General features: G+C 66.8%; 16 protein-coding genes. 6 read left to right on the top strand and 10 right to left on the bottom strand.

Annotated features, from left to right (window positions below; genetic code table 11):
- Window positions 1–278 precede the first annotated feature (278 nt).
- From ABF648_RS06615 to ABF648_RS06605, 3 genes are all read right to left on the bottom strand, one after another.
- A complete protein-coding gene (locus ABF648_RS06615; protein ID WP_415631506.1) occupies window positions 279–1,067 on the bottom strand; it encodes an alpha/beta hydrolase family protein in 789 nt (262 codons plus the stop codon).
- A gap of 273 nt (window positions 1,068–1,340) precedes the next feature.
- Entirely contained in the window at window positions 1,341–2,042 is a 702-nt protein-coding gene (locus tag ABF648_RS06610) for a class I SAM-dependent methyltransferase (protein WP_415631505.1), read from the bottom strand.
- A gap of 274 nt (window positions 2,043–2,316) precedes the next feature.
- Window positions 2,317–2,988, bottom strand: coding sequence for a DUF4389 domain-containing protein (locus tag ABF648_RS06605; RefSeq protein ID WP_415631504.1), 672 nt, complete (start codon window positions 2,986–2,988; stop codon window positions 2,317–2,319).
- A gap of 126 nt (window positions 2,989–3,114) precedes the next feature.
- Between ABF648_RS06605 and ABF648_RS06600 the strand changes: the two genes are divergently transcribed.
- Together ABF648_RS06600 and ABF648_RS06595 are read left to right on the top strand one after the other, a co-directional pair.
- Entirely contained in the window at window positions 3,115–3,411 is a 297-nt protein-coding gene (locus ABF648_RS06600) for a helix-turn-helix transcriptional regulator (protein ID WP_415631503.1), read from the top strand.
- Between the two features lie 97 nt (window positions 3,412–3,508).
- Window positions 3,509–4,897 (top strand): DUF2252 domain-containing protein, encoded by a 1,389-nt coding sequence (locus ABF648_RS06595; RefSeq protein ID WP_415631502.1) that lies wholly within the window; start codon window positions 3,509–3,511, stop codon window positions 4,895–4,897.
- Between the two features lie 56 nt (window positions 4,898–4,953).
- Here ABF648_RS06595 and ABF648_RS06590 read toward each other — a convergent pair whose 3' ends face one another.
- The 4 genes from ABF648_RS06590 to ABF648_RS06575 all read right to left on the bottom strand — a co-directional run bounded on the left by ABF648_RS06590 (window position 4,954) and on the right by ABF648_RS06575 (window position 8,876).
- Window positions 4,954–5,427 (bottom strand): 2'-5' RNA ligase family protein, encoded by a 474-nt coding sequence (locus ABF648_RS06590; RefSeq protein WP_415631501.1) that lies wholly within the window; start codon window positions 5,425–5,427, stop codon window positions 4,954–4,956.
- 112 nt (window positions 5,428–5,539) lie between these two features.
- Window positions 5,540–7,318: an acetyl/propionyl/methylcrotonyl-CoA carboxylase subunit alpha gene (locus ABF648_RS06585; RefSeq protein ID WP_415631500.1), complete on the bottom strand. Its 1,779-nt coding sequence runs from the start codon at window positions 7,316–7,318 to the stop codon at window positions 5,540–5,542.
- A 187-nt stretch (window positions 7,319–7,505) separates the two neighbouring features.
- Window positions 7,506–8,321: an Fpg/Nei family DNA glycosylase gene (locus ABF648_RS06580; protein WP_415631499.1), complete on the bottom strand. Its 816-nt coding sequence runs from the start codon at window positions 8,319–8,321 to the stop codon at window positions 7,506–7,508.
- A 57-nt stretch (window positions 8,322–8,378) separates the two neighbouring features.
- Window positions 8,379–8,876, bottom strand: coding sequence for an NUDIX hydrolase (locus ABF648_RS06575; protein ID WP_415631498.1), 498 nt, complete (start codon window positions 8,874–8,876; stop codon window positions 8,379–8,381).
- A 93-nt stretch (window positions 8,877–8,969) separates the two neighbouring features.
- On the opposite strand from ABF648_RS06575, the gene ABF648_RS06570 reads away from it, so the two are divergent.
- Both ABF648_RS06570 and ABF648_RS06565 read left to right on the top strand, forming a co-directional pair.
- On the top strand, window positions 8,970–9,962 hold the full coding sequence (locus ABF648_RS06570; protein WP_415631497.1) for a magnesium transporter CorA family protein: 993 nt from the start codon (window positions 8,970–8,972) through the stop codon (window positions 9,960–9,962).
- Window positions 9,963–10,371: 409 nt separating this feature from the next.
- Window positions 10,372–10,659 carry a hypothetical protein gene (locus ABF648_RS06565; RefSeq protein WP_415631496.1) on the top strand — a complete coding sequence of 96 codons (288 nt, stop codon included), beginning with the start codon at window positions 10,372–10,374 and terminating at the stop codon, window positions 10,657–10,659.
- A gap of 27 nt (window positions 10,660–10,686) precedes the next feature.
- Here ABF648_RS06565 and ABF648_RS06560 read toward each other — a convergent pair whose 3' ends face one another.
- Genes ABF648_RS06560 through ABF648_RS06550 form a run of 3 tightly spaced genes read right to left on the bottom strand, consistent with a single transcriptional unit; the run spans window position 10,687 to window position 13,180 of the window.
- Window positions 10,687–11,322, bottom strand: coding sequence for a Maf family protein (locus ABF648_RS06560; protein WP_415631495.1), 636 nt, complete (start codon window positions 11,320–11,322; stop codon window positions 10,687–10,689).
- 38 nt (window positions 11,323–11,360) lie between these two features.
- Window positions 11,361–11,591 carry an acyl-CoA carboxylase subunit epsilon gene (locus tag ABF648_RS06555; protein ID WP_415631494.1) on the bottom strand — a complete coding sequence of 77 codons (231 nt, stop codon included), beginning with the start codon at window positions 11,589–11,591 and terminating at the stop codon, window positions 11,361–11,363.
- An 11-nt stretch (window positions 11,592–11,602) separates the two neighbouring features.
- Window positions 11,603–13,180, bottom strand: a complete 1,578-nt coding sequence (locus ABF648_RS06550) for an acyl-CoA carboxylase subunit beta (RefSeq protein WP_415631493.1) — start codon at window positions 13,178–13,180, stop codon at window positions 11,603–11,605.
- Window positions 13,181–13,267: 87 nt separating this feature from the next.
- Here ABF648_RS06550 and ABF648_RS06545 point away from each other — a divergent pair, with 87 nt between their 5' ends.
- Window positions 13,268–14,554: a threonine/serine ThrE exporter family protein gene (locus ABF648_RS06545; protein WP_415631508.1), complete on the top strand. Its 1,287-nt coding sequence runs from the start codon at window positions 13,268–13,270 to the stop codon at window positions 14,552–14,554.
- Window positions 14,555–14,641: 87 nt separating this feature from the next.
- Complete coding sequence (locus tag ABF648_RS06540) at window positions 14,642–15,448, top strand: biotin--[acetyl-CoA-carboxylase] ligase (protein WP_415631492.1); 807 nt, start codon at window positions 14,642–14,644, stop codon at window positions 15,446–15,448.
- Window positions 15,449–15,459: the final 11 nt, after the last annotated feature.

Here is a 15,459-nt window from a genome sequence, read left to right as displayed (position 1 = left end):
CCCCCCCCCCCCGCCCGCCCCCCCCCCCCCCCCCCCCCCCCCCCCCCCCCCCCCCACTTCATGTCCCATCGCGGGTTCTTTCCGTGACTTCCGTGATCCGCGTTGGCCCTGAGAGCCAGGAGTGCAACGGAACAGGGCGTCTCGGACGGGAAAAGCCCGGTGCCGTCGTGGACAATTCGAGTGCCACGTCAGGTCACGAGCCAGACCGCCACGGGAGCAGGAGCGATGACACCGGGGGAAGCCCGGGCCCCAGAATTCGTGCAGGCCGATGGTGTTCCTCAGGGCTGGGACATCCAGGCCAGGGCTGCGGTCAGTACGTCGGAGTCGCGGACCACGTCCAGGTGGTCGAAGCCTGGGTGCAGAGCCACGCGCATCTGTTCAGCGGTTGCCGGGGCAGTCGTGGTGAGGGAGCCGCGGAATGCCACGGCAGACGCGGGGGGTACGTGGGTGTCGCGCTCACCGAGTTCGAAGTCAATGGCCAGGTCGCGCGCGTAGCGGTGCAGGTGACTCGCCGGGTTCAGCTGGTCGTAGAGCCACGCCCCGAACGGTGTGGCCTCGCCCTGATCGATGACATCGTCAGCTTCCCCAACGCGTGTCATGCCGGGACGCGTCCACTCGGGTGTCGCACCCACTGCGGCAACGCGGGTGACCCGGCGGTCGATGCCCGCGAGGGCGACACTGATGTCACCGCCCATCGACAGGCCCCCTGCCACCACGGCATCGGCACGCACGTCGAAGTGCTCGACGGCCCAGTCGAGCAGGTGCATGGCGTCGAGGGTGGTGTGCCCGAGGATCGGCCACATGTTCCGCCGGAAGTGGGAGAACACCTCGGTGATGACGTCCCGGTCGTTTCCATCGCCCCGCTCGCCGAGACGCCACGGGTCGAAGCTGATCGCGGTGAAGCCGTTGTCGGCAAGCCGCACAAGGGCGTCAGCAACGTCCTCCTTCGTGCCTCCGAGGTAGGGCAGGAACAAGGCAATCTGATGCCGGTCGTTCGTGCTGGACGGTGCGACGCGGATGGCAGCCACGTCATCGACGATCTCACGGGTGACTGGCACATCGGACATGCTCCCACACCCGGCCTGTACCGCAACGGCGTCATGGCGCCTCATCCGCGGGCGTGCTCAGAGGACCGTGCTCAGAGGACAAGGTGCTCGTACACCCCGGCGATGTTGGGCAGCCCATCCCGCGCGTGCGATGGGCCGAACCGGCGAGGCGCGTGGGTACGTCCTCGGCAGACGAATATCCCGCTGAACTGGCATTCACCGACTCCCCGGCAAACAGTGCTCCCGAGCGCCGGCAGCGGGCACTTCGTGCCTCCGGCGGCGGTCCTTTCCTGCCTACTGGTGCCGCAGTGTGACTGACACGAGTGTGGACGCCAATTCATACTTGTCGCCATCCCGACTTTCCGCCACGTGGGTCTGCCGTTCGGATTGGTCGATCGTGTCGAAGGCTGTGAAGGCGGCAGCCACGGCTGCTGTCGCCTGCTCGGCCGACAAGTCAGTCTCGAGGAAGGCCGGAGTGTGGTGCCCGTCGCTGTGAATTTCGTATCGGTCACAGACGAGGCCGAGCTGCACGATGCCACCGGGGGCGGTGGCCGCAGCGATCCTGCCCAGCAGAGCCCGGATGGCTGCCCGTTCGGGAAGGTGCTCGATCGTGGAGAAGGCGACGACCAGATCGGCGGGCACGTCGAACCGGAACTCCACGAGGTCTGCCGGGACAGTGACAAGCCTCGACGACGATTCGGGGGCATTGGACCGCAGATCCTCGAGAGCATCCGGCAGAAGATCGACGGCAACGACCGTCGACTTCGGGGGCAGCATCAGGAGCATCGGAATCGTGTGGCGCCCGACACCTGCACCGAGGTCATAGGCGACCACTGGCCGGTCATCCCGAACGGCCGCTATCGCGCGGACCACCGAAGGTTCTGGATGCGCGAGCCACGTGCCTGGCTGGCCGAGCTCGTGAGCCGAGTAGAAGTCGCGGTGATAACGAATCGTCTCGGCGCGGGCCGCGCCGAATCCCGGCTCCTTGCTCTCCATCCTCCGAGGGTAGCGCGAGAGACTCTCCCATTTTCCCGACGTTGCTCCATCCTGTGGGGAGCGGTTCGGCGCAACGTCTGAACATTGCGACACAGGTATGCCCGTCACCCGAATTTCCACGACGGGAATGCAGACGATTCCAAGTGCGCCATCTGGCGGGAAAGAGGACCAGGCGCTTGATGGCACCACGACGAGGGCGTTGGGCCAGATCAATTCCGGCTGCCCAGGACCGGCTGTGCCGCTCAGGGCCGATGAAGCGCAACGGGCGTGGCGTTCAGCTCAGCCGGAACGGGGGATATCTGTCGGTGATGAGCAGCCCGGCATATGCGTTCACGCGCAGCGCCCAGCGGCCCACCCCCACGACATAGTCGAACAGTCCGCGCGGGTAGCGCCCGGTGAACAGGATCGCGAACCACGCGATGATGATCGCCACCCAGGCACCGATGCAGAGGAAGAACAGCACCACGAGATGGGGGATGACCAGTATCCACTTGACCAGCGGAAGCCAACGGTTGAGATCACGCCGGGCATCGGGGTAGTCGAGGTCGAGGTGGACTGACTGCTCGTCCTCCGTGGACGGATAGCGGTCGGTGAGCAGCGCGCCGTATGCGGCCACTCGTGTCGAGAACCGGTGGAACTGCAAGGCGAAGTCGAACCACCAGCGGGGGTAGCGCTGTCGGAAGAGGATCATCAGAAGGGTTGCGAGGAACAGGCCGACGACGATCCCGCCTGCGGTGTCACTGCTGCGGGAAAGCACCTCCCCGTTCTCGTTGACCACCCTGACCGTGGACGTGGCGGTCCCCGACAGGGCGGACAGCACGATGGCGATCGGAATGATCCACAGCAGTCGGAAGAAGCTGGTGAGGCGATTGAGTCGCTCCGGGTAGGCCACCTGGAGTCGCGCCGGATAGTGGTCGGCGCCTGCCGGGGGAATGGGAGAGCTCATGGGAGCCGCCTTTCAGGGTGTCCTGGCCCCGGGTGAACCGGAAGCCCTGGATTCCCTCACTGAACCACCACGCTCTGCGCCGACGTCTTCAGTTCGCGGCGGGCGGAAGGGACGGTCCCCGGTTGGTTGCCGGCCCCGGAGCCACCCGCACCTGCCGATGGTGCCCATGCCCGGCCTGACGGCCCGACGGGTGCATGGCTTCCCTGGCAGTACCCCCTTCTGCATCGCCTGGTGAGGCAGGGTTTCATCTCCGCGAAGTGGGGCGAGGCCCCCAACGGACGCCGCCGCAAGTACTGCGCGACCACCACGGGCGGGCGGCCGGAGCTGATCGGGCAGGCCGCCCAGTGGCGCGCGGTGGCCGACACCCTGGAAGGGCTGCTCGGCGTCCCCGTGCCGTTCCCGCCGCTGTTCGGCTTCCGCTGAGCGTCCAGGTCGTCCGATTCGACGGCGAGGCGGCTCTGCGGCCCCAGATCGCCCGTGAACCACCCACCGCGAGCGTGCGAGGGAGCATACTGACCGGGTGGACGACACGTTGACGATGATTCAGCAGCTGACCAGCGACGAATGGGCTGAGCGGGGGAGACGTCAGCGCAAGGACATTCCGCGCTCGAGCCTCGCCTCCCTGACACCCAGCACCGAGGACCCTGTCGACATCCTCACCGAGCAGAACACGAGCCGGGTCGCCGATCTCGTGCCGCTACGCTTCGCGCGGATGCTGACCGATCCGTTCTCCTTCTTCCGTGGCTCCGCCGCGCTGATGACCGCCGATCTCGCCGCCTCCCCGCACACCAATCTCCCGGTGATCTCCTGCGGTGACGCCCACATCTCCAATTTCGGTCTGTACGCCTCCCCCGAACGCGACCTGGTCTTCGACCTCAACGACTTCGACGAGACAGCCGTCTCGCCCTTCGAGTGGGATCTCAAGCGCCTGGTGGCCAGCCTGGTCGTCGGCGGACGCCAGGCCGGCTACTCCGCCCAGTCGGTGCGCGAGTCGGCAGTGAGCGCGGTCGACCAGTACATCTCCGGGGTCCGGGACCTGATCGAACTGGGCGTGATGGAGCGATACCACCTGCACGTCGAGCCCGAGCTCATGGAATCCCGCGTCTCCCCGGCCCTGCGTCAGGTCATCGACGAGACAACCCGGCGGGCACGCAAGCGCACCTCGAAGCGGGCCGCGCGCCGCCTCACCGAGATCGATGCGCAGGGAAACCTGCGATTCCGCGACGACCCGCCCGTCCTCACCCACGTCGGCGAGGAGAATGAGTCGGAGCTGCGCCAGACCATCCTGACCTATCTGGCCGGCCTCGAGCCGGACATCGCGCTGCTGCTCTCACAGTTCCGGCTTCTCGACGTGGCCAGGCGCGTCGTGGGTGTCGGCAGTATCGGGACGCGCTGCTACATCGCCCTTCTCATCGGCCCGACCGGCGAGGCGCTGATCCTCCAGGTGAAGGAGGCGACGGCCTCCGTCCTCACCACGTGGGGCCACCAGGAGCAGCCCGAGCCCCTCGCCCGGTTCGTGAGTGAATTGGGCCAGGGAGCACGGGTGGTCGGCGGGCAGAAGATGCTCCAGGGCGTCTCCGATCCCTTCCTCGGCGCCGTTCGTTCGGGTGGACACGACTACTACATCCGTCAGTTCCACGACATGAAGGGCAGCGTCGACGTCGATTCGATGGACGAGGAGGTCTTCGGCGAGTACGGCCGGGCCTGTGCCCTGCTGCTCGCCCGGGCGCACGGACAGAGCCCCACCCTCGGCAGCGTTGTCAGCTACATCGGGGGCGGGAAGCCGCTGCGGACGGCGATCGTCGACTTCGCCGAGAGCTATGCGGACAAGTCCGAGGAGGACTTCGAGAAGCTCACCGAAGCGGCACGCACCGGTTCGGTTCCGGTGGCACCCGATCCGGCCCGTTGAACGGCCCCATCCGCGACTGCTGCCCGCACGCGGGGCAGGTGAGGCAACGCGATCACTCAGCGAAGCGTCCAGCGCTCCACCACGGCGCAGCGCTGTGACTCGTACCAGCACAGGTCGACGTGTTCGGCCCGGCAGTCCGCAGGCACCAGTCTGCCCACCAGCCGCCGGGTCGACCGGAGGGTGACGCTGTCGGACAGCACGTCAAGACTCAGGTGGGGCACCGGGTGCGGGCCGCCATAGGGGGTGACCTCCGGAAAAGCCTTCTGCAGGGCATCGACAGCGTGCTGGAAGGGTTCCATGGGAGTGGGGCGCAGATGGATCATGCCGGTGGGGAAGACATCCATGTGCGCCAACTGGAAATCGAAGCACGACAGACGGCTGACGACCTGTTGCACCCGCACTTCGGAAGGCAGCTCGAACAGCGGCGCCAGCAAGGTGATGTGCGCATGGCAGAATCGCGGGTCGGCGCTGAGGAGGGCCGGGTCGTAGAACTCGGTTCTGGACCGCACGAAGGATTCCAGCTGTGGCACCGGGATCTCCAGCACCGCGTGACCCCGCCACTTGGCAGGATCTTCGCTGGGCCGGTAGGAGCCCGCCGTCACACGCGCCGCTGAGGGCGATTCGCTGCGCACCGCCGACGGATCAGGCCTCGGCGATCCGTGCCACCACGTCGCCGCTGGACACCGGGGTGCCGGCCTCGACGAGGTCATGGACGATCCCGGAGCGATGCGCCGCGATCGGCTGCTCCATCTTCATGGCCTCCAGCACCATCACCGTCTCGCCCTCCTCGACATGCTGGCCCTCGGTGACCGAGGTCTTCACGATGGTGCCCTGCATCGGCGAGGTGAGCGCGTCTCCGCTGGCCTCGGTGACCTTCGCACCGCCGCGTCCGCGCCTGGTGGGCTTGCGCAGCTTGGCGGCCCGGGGAGCCCCCGCCTGCAGCCCTGCTGGCAGTTTCACTTCGAGTCGCCGCCCATTGACCTCCACCACGACGCTTTGACGCTCGGTGGCCTCATCGGCGGTGCCCAGCTCTCCGGAATAGGGCTCGATCTGGTTGTCGAACTCCGTCTCGATCCAGTCGGTGAACACCCCGAAATGGCCATCGGCGGCCGTGAACGCCGGATCCTCGACGACGACGCGGTCGAAGGGGATCACGGTGGGCATGCCATCCAGCTCAAGCTCGGCCAGGGCACGGCGAGCACGTTCCAGCGCGACCTGGCGATCCGGGCCGGAGATCACCAGCTTGGCCACCAGGGAGTCGAAGGCCCCTGGCACGCTCATGCCACGCTTGTAGCCCTCGTCGACCCGCACTCCGGGCCCGCAGGGCGGGCGGAAGCGAGTCAGGGTGCCGGGTGCCGGCATGAAATTACGGCCGGGATCCTCGGCGTTGATCCTGAACTCGAAGGAATGTCCCTCCGACGGAGGATCGGGGTAGTCCACACGCCCACCGCAGGCCACCCGGAACTGCTCGCGCACCAGATCCACCCCGCTGACCTCCTCGGTGACAGGATGCTCCACCTGCAGGCGGGTATTGACCTCCAGGAAGCTGATGGTGCCGTCCTGGCCCACCAGGAATTCGCAGGTGCCGGCGCTCACATAACCGGCCTCCTTGAGGATGGCCCTGGACGACTCGTAGAGCCGCTCGATCTGCTCAGCACTGAGGAAGGGCGCGGGCGCCTCCTCGACGAGCTTCTGGTGGCGGCGCTGCAGGGAACAGTCGCGGGTGGACACCACCACGACATTGCCGAATTCGTCGGCCAGGCACTGGGTCTCGACATGGCGGGGCCTGTCGAGATAGCGCTCCACGAAGCACTCGCCGCGGCCGAAGGCGGTGATTGCCTCCCGTTCGGCCGAGTCGAACAGTCTGGGGATCTCCTCAATGGTGCGTGCCACCTTGAGGCCGCGTCCGCCACCGCCGAAGGCGGCCTTGATGGCAACCGGCAGGCCGTGCTCCTTCGCGAAGTCGACGATTTCGTCGGCGTCCTTCACCGGGTCGGGAGTACCCGGGACCTGCGGGGCACCGACCTTCTGCGCGATGTGACGGGCAGTGACCTTGTCACCCAGCTTCTCGATGGCCTGGGGCGGCGGCCCGATCCAGATCAGCCCGGCGTCGATGACTGCCCGTGCGAAGTCCGCGTTCTCGGACAGGAAGCCGTAGCCCGGATGCACTGCGTCCGCCCCGCTGCGCTGCGCCACGGCGATGATCTTCTCGATGTCGAGGTAGGTCTCTGCTGGCGTGGAGCCGTTGAGTGCGAAGGCCTCATCGGCGAGGTGGACGAACAGCGAGGCCGAGTCGGAATCGGCATAGACGGCAACGCTGGACATCCCGGCGTCCTTGGCCGCCCGGATGACACGGACGGCGATCTCACCACGGTTGGCGACGAGCACCTTGGAGATGGTTCGAGCGGGCTCGGCACTCACCACGGGTTCCTCCTCAAGACAGATCGCGCCGACTCGGGACGGGCCGCGCGGCACTACGGAACAGCGCTGAAATGGAGTTTAGGGCAACATGGCGAATACGTGCTCCCGTGAAAGGGGCACAACCGGCGACACGCACACGGGTGTCTCCCGATCGACGACGCGATGCGGCCGCGACAAGGGGTTTCGCTCAGCGCTGATGCTGGCAGTTCTCACACCAGAACAGCCGCCGCGCGGCCAGCAGCTCCTCGCGCACGGGGGCATTGCAGACCAGGCAGGGCAGTCCGGCGCGGCGGTAGACGTAGACCTCGCCGCCGTGGGCGTCGATGCGTGGCGGCCGGCCCATCGCCTCCGGCATGTGCTCTGGGCGCACGGTGTCGATGCGGCCATCGCGCACGCCCAGCGCCATCATCTGCACGAGGTCGGCCCACACCGCATCGAAGCTCGCCCGGGTGAACAGATTGCCGGGGCAGTGCGGATCGATGCCATTGCGGAACAGCACCTCTGCCCGGTAGATGTTTCCCACCCCGGCGAACAGCGACTGGTCCATCAGCAGCGCGGCGATCGGGCGCTTGGATCGATGGACCCGGGCCCAGGTCTTCTCCGGATCGGCATCTGCACGCAACGGATCCGCACCCAGCGCAGTGGTGGCGATTGCCTTCTCACCAGGAGTGATGAGCCGGCACAGCTGCGGGCCGCGCAGGTCCGCAGCCCACTGGGAATCACTGATCCGCACCCGCACCTGGCCGATCGCCGGTGCGGTGGGGGTGATGGAGAGCCTGCCGATCAACCCGAGGTGGATGTGCAGCACATCGGTGGGGGTCCCGGCATCGAAGCCGATGAACAGATGCTTGCCCCAGGCCTCGGCTCGCGTCACCCTCGAACCGTCAACCAGCGCCGCCGACTCGGCAAAGCGTCCCTGCGGTGAACTGACCTGCACGATGTGGTCATCGAACACCTCATCGATGCGTTGTGCGAGGCGGTGCAGGACATGACCTTCAGGCATGGGGGTCAGTCTAGGAGCGCAATTCCGGCTGCCCGGGGCAAGCCGGGTCCAGCGGAATCAGCCGAGCTCATAGTTGCCGGCCAGCACCACCTCGGGTGCGTTGGCGACTGCCACCTCGATTCTTCGGCGCGAGACCGGTGTGATGCCGCCGGGAAGGCCATCCAGGCCGAACCAGCGCACCGCGGAGTTCTCGCCGTCCCCGGTACCGGTGGAACCGCTCACCACATGGGCCCGGTAGCAGTGGTCCACGAAGGAGCAGACATCGCCGTTGGCATAGCTGATCGGGCCCACCACGCCGGTCATCACCAGCCGCTCGATGGACACCTCCAGCTCCGTCTCCTCCAGGCACTCCCGTGCTGCGGCCACCTGCGGCGGTTCACCCGGCTCGACGATGCCGTCGATGGTGGTCCAATTGCCGTTGTCAGCCCGGCGTCCCAGCAGCACCTGCGTCGAGTTGCCCTGTTCTCTCAGCACGACGGTGGAGCTGCCAAGCAACCACAGTGGCCCGTGGCCGATGTACCGGCGTAGGTTCACGATGAACTCGGGTGTCGGCATGGTCCTCCAAAGCTCGGTGGCAACACCGTCGATCCTATGGTCCGCCGCCATGCTGGGGAGCGGGGTGCATTGACTCCAGGAGGAAACAGCGCGATGGCGACGACACGGAGCCGGGTGTGGCGCGAGGGCGCGCTCGTCGAACAGGACTTCCCGTTGCGTGCGCTGTCCGAACGGATGGGGACGAACGGGAATCTGGTCTGGTTCGATCTGCTCGACCCCACGGCCGATGAACTCCGAGAACTCGCCCAGCAACTCGGTTTCGACCTGCATGCCGTGGAGGATGTGCTGGCGCCGCGCGAACGCGCGAAGGCTGTGCGTCACGACAAGCGCTGGTTCGTCCTCGTGCACGCACTCCAGCTGGCTGACACCCAGGACTACGAATCGCGGGTGAGGTCGGTCCGCGTCTCGGCCTTCGTGCTGCCGAATGTCCTTGTCACCGTGCGTACCGATCCCAGCTGGGGGATTGATCAGGTCGTCGGGCGGTGGGACGACAACCCGGGTCTGATCGCGATGGGCACCCCCGGTCTGCTGCATGGCCTGCTCGATGTGGTGGTGGACGGCCACTTCGAGGTCATCGAGCAGCTCGACGACTCGATGGAGGAGCTGGAGGATCTGCTCTTCGACGAGGAGACCAGCACCCGCCATGTGCAGCGGTTCACCTACCAGCTGCGCCGCGAACTGGTCGAGGTGCGCCGGGTCTGCCTTCCGATGCGCGATGTGGTCGCCTCGGTGATCCGCGGCACCCAGGAGCTGGTGGACTGGGTGATGCCGCTGCGCGGCTACTACGAGGACCTCTACGACCATGTGCAGCGGGAGGGGGAGTGGACCGAGTCGCTCCGCGACCTGGTGTCCAGCATCTACGAGACGAACCTCTCGCTGGCGGACTCGCGGATGAATGTGATCATGAAGCAGCTGTCCGGATGGGCCGCCATCATCGCCGTGCCCACGCTCATCACCGGGTGGTTCGGCCAGAATGTGCCCTTCCTCGGCTTCGGGACGAGGACGGGGCTGTGGGTGTCCACAGGGCTGATCGTCGTCTGCGTCGTCACCATCTACCGGATCTTCAAGACCAAGGGGTGGATCTGAGAGCAGCAGCGGGCCAGGATGCTCTCGGCATTCTCCGGTTGGCCCGGGTCGTGCGATCGCAGTGATGGACTGCGCAGCCGTCCCACCCCTGTGCCGTCCACGCGGCAATGGTGCTGTCCAGCAGGTGTGGGCGGGGACCATTGGGCCTGGTCTCTAGGCTGTCTTCGTGCCTTCACCTCCCCGGACGCCGCGTGGCAGCCGCGTCGCTGTGATCCTGCGTCCGGCAGCACTCCTGGTCACGGGGCTTGCTCTGCTCCTGGCCGGTGCGGGATGCGCGTCAGGAACGGGCGCCCATTCTTCAAGTACTGTCGTGTCGAGTGCCAGCACCCCGGGCACGGCGACGAGCTCTCCCGGCACGTCCGCTGCGCCGGAGCTCCCCCGGAGCTCGGCCCCCGGCGCGACTTCCGGAGTGAGCCTCGCCTCGCTGGGTTTCCTGCATGCGCCGGAGAACTTCAGCGTTCCCGGCGGCCTGTATCTCCAGCAGACGGTGGATCAGAGCAATGTCGTGACACTCGTCGTGCCCGAGGAACAGGGTGCCGAGCTGTTGAACCATCTGGAGGCGACGCTGCCGACCGAGGGTTTCACCATCACGGCCCGCAGTGCCGATTCGCTCATCTTCAGCGCCCCCGGCTGGCAGGGCGCCTTCACGATGTCCGACCAGGTCGCCGGACTCACCCTGCGCCGAGTGAACCAGTAGCTGCGCCACGGGCCGTCACCTGGCGGTTCAGCCCTTCTGGGGATGATCCCCCAGCAGGTCGAACCAGCCCACCCCGAGGTCGAGCAGCATCTGGCGCACCAGCGGCAGGGAGATGCCCACCACATTGTGCGGATCGCCCTCGATCCTGGTGATGAAGGGGCCACCGAAGCCATCGATGGTGAAGCCACCCGCCACCACCTGAGGTTCCCCGGTGGCGACATAGCGGGCGATCTCGGCATCGCTCAGGTCTGCGAAGGTGACGACCGTGGTGGCCACCCTGGTCATCTCGTGCAGTGTGCCGTCGCGCACCACCACCACGTGATGCCCGGTGTGGATGATGCCCTGACGGCCCCTCATCCGGTACCAGCGCACGATGGCTGCCTCAGGTGTTCCGGGTTTGCCGTAGATGTGCCCCTCTGTCTCCAGCAGCGTGTCGCAGCCGAGAACCACGGAGGGCACGTCCAGACGGTGCTCCTCGTTCAGCGCATCGATGACGCAGCGGCACTTCTGCTGGGCCAGGCGGGCGGTGAGGTGGCCGATGCTCTCTCCCAGGGCGGCGGTCTCGTCGACGTCGGGCACGACAGGGACGGGACGCGCCCCCGCGCCACGAAGCGTTGCCAATCGCGCGGGGGAGGAGGACGCAAGAACCAGCTGCACGCCCACAGCCTAGTGGGACAAGGCTGAACCAGTCGTCCGCGGACTCAGCGCAGACTGGAACCCCAGGCCTCGCGCCCTGGGATCAGGGGCTGTCGCACGGTGCGCCAGTAGGACTTCCAGCCGCTGAACTGTGCACGATCCTCATTCTCGCGAGCAGGGGACTCCGCGAGCACGGCGGCGAGCACGACGCTCAGTGCACCCAGCTCCTCCTCGGTCGGTTCCCCCTTGGCCACCTGGACCGCAGGCAGCTTCGCAGCGTGGTCCTCGTGATTCATGCCGGCTCCACTCACAGCGGGATGTTTCCGTGCTTCTTGGGCGGCAGCGACTCCCGTTTGGTGCGCAGCAGCCGCAGGAAACGGATCACCTGAGAACGCGTCTCGTGCGGATAGATGACCTGGTCGAAGTATCCCCGCTCGGCGGCCACATAGGGATTCGACAGCTCCCGGTCGTACTCCTCGACCAGTCGCGCCCGCTCGGCATCCGGGTCCTCGGCAGCGGCGATCCTCTTGCGGTGCAGGATGCTCACCGCACCGTCGGCTCCCATCACCGCGACCTGCGCGGTGGGCCAGGCGAGGTTGACATCCGCCCCAAGGTGCTTGGAACCCATCACGATGTAGGCGCCGCCATAGGCCTTCCGGGTGACGACGGTCATCTTGGGCACGGTGGCCTCGCAGTAGGCGTAGATGAGCTTCGCACCGCGGTGGATGATGCCGTTGTGCTCCTGCTCCACGCCCGGCAGGAAGCCGGGCACGTCCACGAAGGACAGGATCGGGATGTTGAAGGCGTCGCAGGTGCGCACGAAGCGCGCAGCCTTCTCGCTGGCCTTGATATCGAGGCAGCCGGCGTACAGCAGCGGCTGGTTCGCGACGATCCCGATGGAGCGTCCCTCCACCCGGCCGAAGCCGCAGATCACATTCCCGGCGTACAGCCCCATCACCTCGAGGAACTCGTCGTCGTCGAGCACCGTGCGGATGACCTCGCGCATGTCATAGGCCTGCGTGGGGGAGTCCGGCATGAGCGTGTCAAGAGTGCGATCGTGATCGGTGATCGGGACGTCGATGTCGTCGGGAAATTCGTAGACCGGTGGGTCGTCCAGATTGTTCTGCGGCAGATAGCTCACCAGATCGCGAACGTACTCGATGGCATCGGCCTCGTCGGCGGCCAGGTAGTGCGCATTCCCGGCGATCGCATTGTGCGTGCGGCCACCACCGAGTTCCTCCATGGTGACGTCCTCGCCGGTGACCGTCTTGATGACATCGGGCCCGGTGATGAACATCTGGGAGGTCTGGTCGACCATCACCACGAAATCGGTGAGCGCCGGCGAATAGACGTGACCGCCCGCCGCGGCGCCCATGATGATGGAGATCTGCGGGATGACGCCGCTGGCCAGGGTGTTGCGATGGAAGATCTCGCCGTACATCGCCAGGGAGGCGACCCCCTCCTGGACACGGGCTCCACCCCCTTCATTCATCCCGATCAGGGGAACGCCGGTCTTGGTCGCGAAGTCGATGATCTTGCAAATCTTCTCGCCGTGGGACTGCCCCAGTGAGCCACCGAAGATGCCGACATCCTCACTGAACACGCACACCGGGCGTTCATGGATCGCTCCGACGCCGATGATCACGCCGTCCCCATAGGGCCGATGGTTCTCCATGCCGAAGGCATGGCTGCGATGGCGGCTGAATTCATCCATCTCGGTGAAAGTGCCCTCGTCCAGCAGCGCGAGAATCCTCTCGCGAGCTGTCATTTTCCCCCGCGCATGCTGCTTTTCGACGCTCGACGCGGAGGCTGCATGCACCGCGGAATCGATGCGCTCGCCCAGCTGAGCCAGCTTTCCGGCGGTGGTGTTGGAATTCGTCGGCATGACCTGAACACTAGCCGCCACGACCGGTCCCAGCATGGGTGCTGTCACGGGACGATCCGGGGCGCGGGCAGAATGTTGGCCGTGAGTATGGATGCGCGCAACGACCCGGATTTCGTCGACCGGACCGAAGCGGTCGTCCGGCTCGGCTCGATGCTGCTCAGTTCCGGCACCGGTGCCTACCGTGTCAAGCACGCCATGGCGCGTGCGGCGAAGGCCATGGGAATGGATCGCCATGACGCCGCTGTCTCGCTCACCGAGATCACCACCACGACCCATCGCGGTGACAATTTCCGCACCGTGGTCCGCGAGGTGCCGCGGGTGGGCGTGGACGCCAGCCGTATCGAGGCGCTCGAGAAACTCTCCCGGAATCTGCCCGAGACCTGCTCGGCGAACTATCTGGACAGCTGGCTGGACTACATCGCCCGCAATGTCAGAGCCGTGTGGCCGCCCTGGGTGAACATGATGGCAGCCGGTGTTGCCTGCGCAGCCTTCGCCATTCTCAACAAATTCAGCCTCGAAGAGGCCTTCGTGGTGCTGGTGGGCGCCGGTTGCGGCCAGGCGGTGCGGCGCACGCTGTCCAAGAGACAGGCCAACCAGTTCGGGGTGGCAGCCCTCTCGGGCTTCACCGCCTGTGTGGTCTACCTCGCGATCACCATGCTGTGCCGAGCGCAGCCATGGCCGCCGCTGCAACACGTCGACGGCACCGGCTATGTCGCGGCCATCCTCTTCCTGGTGCCGGGCTTCCCCCTGATGACCTCGGTGCTCGACCTTGCCCGGCTCGATCTCACGGCCGGTGTGCCGCGGGCCGTGTACGCGATAGCCCTGGTGATCTCCGCCGGCGCGGGCGCCTGGGCCGTCTGCCTCATCTTCGGCCTGGAACCGTTGCCCCCGGGCCAGCACTTCGAGGGCGTCGCGTGGTGGATCGCCATCGCGGTGAGCACTTTCATCGGGATCTGCGGGTTCGCGGTGATGTTCAACTCGACGGTGCCCATGATGCTGCGGGCCGCCACCGCCGGAATGGTCGCCAACACCTGTCGCTTCGCCATGGTGGCGGCCGGAATGCCACCGGCTGCGGCGAGCTTCTTCGGCGGGTTCATCGTCGGCATGCTGGCATGGTTGCTGGCGCATCGCGGGCAGTTCGCACGGATCACCTTGTCCGTGCCGGGTTCGGTGATCATGGTTCCTGGCACCGCGGTGTACCGCACGCTCTACTGGTTCAATCTGGGCAACACCGCACAGGCCATCAGCTTCGGCACCGATGCCTTCATCGGTGTGCTGGCACTGGCGTCCGGGCTCGCGGTTGCCAGGATGTGCACCGATCCCGGTTGGACGATGATGCGCTGGCGCAACAGCCCGCACGCGTTCAGAACCTGATTCGCCCCTCGGGACGATCAGGACATGGTTCGGCCCCTCGGAATTGCTGGTCGAGCCGGTTCCCGGGCCACGGCTAGAGTGGCGGCCGTGCCGTCCACGCCTCCCCTCGATGTCCCCGGACTCATCCGTCTCCTGGGTTCCGCCAGCTGTTGGGGACCGATCGAATGGCAGTCGGCCACCGGTTCCACCAACGACGACCTCGCTGCGCGCGCCCGCGCCGGGGCCGCGTCCGGGCTGGTGCTGCTCAGCGAGCACCAGGCGGCAGGGAAGGGACGTTTCGAGCGTCAGTGGCAGGACACCCCAGGCACCGGGGTGGCCACCTCTGTGCTCGTCCGCCCGTCTCCGGCGCCCCGGCAATGGGGCTGGCTGAGCCTGCTGGTGGGCATGGCGGTCAAGGACGGCATCCAGAACTACACCCGTGCCGAGCCGGGCAGGATCAGTCTGAAGTGGCCCAATGACGTGCTCATCGACGGCCGCAAGGTCTGCGGGATTCTCTGCGAGCGGGTCGGCGACAAGGCGGTGCTGGGCTGGGGTCTCAATGTGAGCATGGACGTCTCGGAGCTCCCGGTGGACACCGCCACCTCGCTGTTGCTGTCAGCTCTGCCGCATGACAAGACGGGCTTGATGGCAGCGGTGCTGACCAGCCTGCAGCGATGGTTCGAGCTCTGGCAGCCGCGCGGGGAGATCCGCGAGGAGTACCAGAAGACCTGCGACACGATCGGGCGGCGAGTGAATCTGCACGCCGACATCGAGCAGTCCGGCAGCTCGATCATCCCAGGCCTGGCAGTGGGGGTCGACCACACCGGCGCGATCCTCCTCGAGGACGATGCCGGCAACCGCGTGGCGCACACTGCCGGCGATGTGGTGCATCTCCGGCCGGAGACGGGCGCATGAACTCGGCCTGC

This window comes from Propionibacterium sp. (assembly GCF_047719395.1).
Taxonomy (GTDB): domain Bacteria; phylum Actinomycetota; class Actinomycetes; order Propionibacteriales; family Propionibacteriaceae; genus Propionibacterium.
This window is presented reverse-complemented; position numbering and strand designations above follow the sequence as displayed.